Here is a 1910-nt window from a genome sequence, read left to right as displayed (position 1 = left end):
TTAATGCTCTCTAAGTCCTGAGAGCGAGGATGACGACTGTCACGATAATACACGGCAAAGGTAGCCAACACCTCTCCAGTACTAGCGATCGCTGGCGCTGACCAGCAGGAACACAGTCCGTGGGATAATGCTAATTCCCGAAAATCTTGCCAAAGCGGATCTGTGGCAATGTCAGACACAATGACCACTTCCCGGCGCGCCGCCGCCGTGCCACAGGAACCTATGCCCTCAGCAATAGTCACATGATTGATAGCTTGGTTATAGGATGATGGTAAATTTGGTGCCGCTCCATAGTGTAATTGACCCTCACCATCACAAAGCAACACCGAACAAAAACCATCGCCCAACTGTTCTTCAATACCGCGTACCAAAGCATCTAAAATATCTGGCAAGGGATCAGACTTAGCAATACGCTCCAAAATTGAACTTTGCAGCGCTAACCGTAGCTCCGCTTGCTTGCGATCGGTAATGTCCATCTGCGTACCAATCATGCGCAGGGGCTGGTTATTCTCGTCCCATTCGACTACCTTGCCCTGATCCAAGACCCATATCCAATGCCCATCCCGATGACGCATGCGTAATTCGCAACTGTAGCGAGGACTATCCTGCCGCAGATGGGAATCAACTAGTTGCTGGGCCCAAGGCAGGTCATCTGGGTGGACGTGATCTGACCAGGTTTGGATACTGAGCGGCTCTATCTCCTCTAAACGATAGCCCACCATTTCTGCCCAACGCTCATTCAGCGTGACATCCCCTGTTTGCACCGACCAATCCCACAGACCAATCCCCGAGCCCTCAAGAGCTAGCTGCAGGCGCTCCTGGGCAAAATCCAGGGCTGTCATGGTCTCCCGATTATCTAAACGAACTTGAGCTTCTCGAAGTTCTCGGCGCACGGCTTCCGGCAGGCGCACTAAGTTATCCTTCATTAAATAATCATGGGCCCCGGCCTTCATCAACTCAACTGCCGCTGTATCGCCAATCGTTCCAGATACCACAATAAATGGCATATCTCGATGGGTTTGCTTAATGATGCCTAGGGCTTTAGGCGCACTAAAACTAGGTAAACGATAGTCTGAAATGACCACATCCCAAACCCGTCGTTCTAGCGCTGCCGTTAGCTCCTCTGCAGTTTGCACCCGTTCCCAAACGACGGTAAAACCGCCTGCCTGCAGGGACAGTAATACCAACAGAGCATCATCTTCTGAATCTTCAACGATTAGCGCATGTAGAGCGTCTCCCATAAACTACAACCCTCCTGGCAGTTTTTCATTGATTAGTGCCCAATACAGCCCTAATTGCCGTACCGCCTCGTTAAACTGATCAAACTCAACCGGCTTCCGTACATAGCTATTAGCCCCTAGACTATAGCTTTCTACAATATCGCGGTCTTCACTAGATGACGTGAGCACCACCACGGCTAAAAGACGGGTGCGATCGCTGCCTCGAATCTGTCGCAGCACCTCTAGCCCATCGATCTTAGGTAATTTCAGATCAAGAAGCACCACACAGGGTAATGGCTCGATAGTAGCTAGTAGCTGTATGGCTTCTTCACCATTGTGGGCTACGACGATCTCGTTGGTAATATTGCTGCGCCGCAGGGCCCGAATCGTCAATCGCTCATCATCGGGATTGTCTTCAACCAGAAGAATAGCGCGGAGAGATGTCATGACCTATTACCCCCGGTGGTGATGGGTGTGAAGGGTAATGTGAAATAAATGGTTGCGCCTTGCTCAACCTGCCCCTCTGCCCAAACCCGCCCACCATGGCGGTGGATGGCGCGCTGAACTGTAGCTAAGCCAATACCTGTACCGGGAAACTCATGGGTATTGTGTAATCGCTGAAATACGCCAAAGAGCATGTTGGCATAGGTCATATCAAAACCAGCTCCATCGTCTTGGACAAAATAGGTG

Annotated in this window: 3 protein-coding genes; all 3 read right to left on the bottom strand. The window is 50.8% G+C overall.

What is annotated here, in order from left to right; all coding sequences use genetic code 11:
• Window positions 1–1241 (bottom strand): PAS domain-containing protein (locus V6D20_24390; GenBank protein HEY9818920.1); only part of this gene is annotated, 1241 nt, incomplete at its 3' end.
• 3 nt (window positions 1242–1244) lie between these two features.
• Window positions 1245–1667, bottom strand: a complete 423-nt coding sequence (locus V6D20_24385; GenBank protein HEY9818919.1) for a response regulator — start codon at window positions 1665–1667, stop codon at window positions 1245–1247.
• A partial coding sequence (locus tag V6D20_24380) for an ATP-binding protein (protein ID HEY9818918.1) occupies window positions 1664–1910 on the bottom strand: 247 nt, incomplete at its 5' end. The genes V6D20_24380 and V6D20_24385, both read right to left, overlap by 4 nt.

The sequence above is a fragment of the Candidatus Obscuribacterales bacterium genome, from assembly GCA_036703605.1.
Lineage (GTDB): Bacteria > Cyanobacteriota > Cyanobacteriia > RECH01 > RECH01 > RECH01.
This window is presented reverse-complemented; position numbering and strand designations above follow the sequence as displayed.

Excerpts from the sequence above, each read along its gene's own strand:
- V6D20_24385 (HEY9818919.1), bottom strand. The coding sequence starts at position 1,667 with ATGACATCTCTCCGCGCTATTCTTCTGGTTGAAGACAATCCCGATGAT.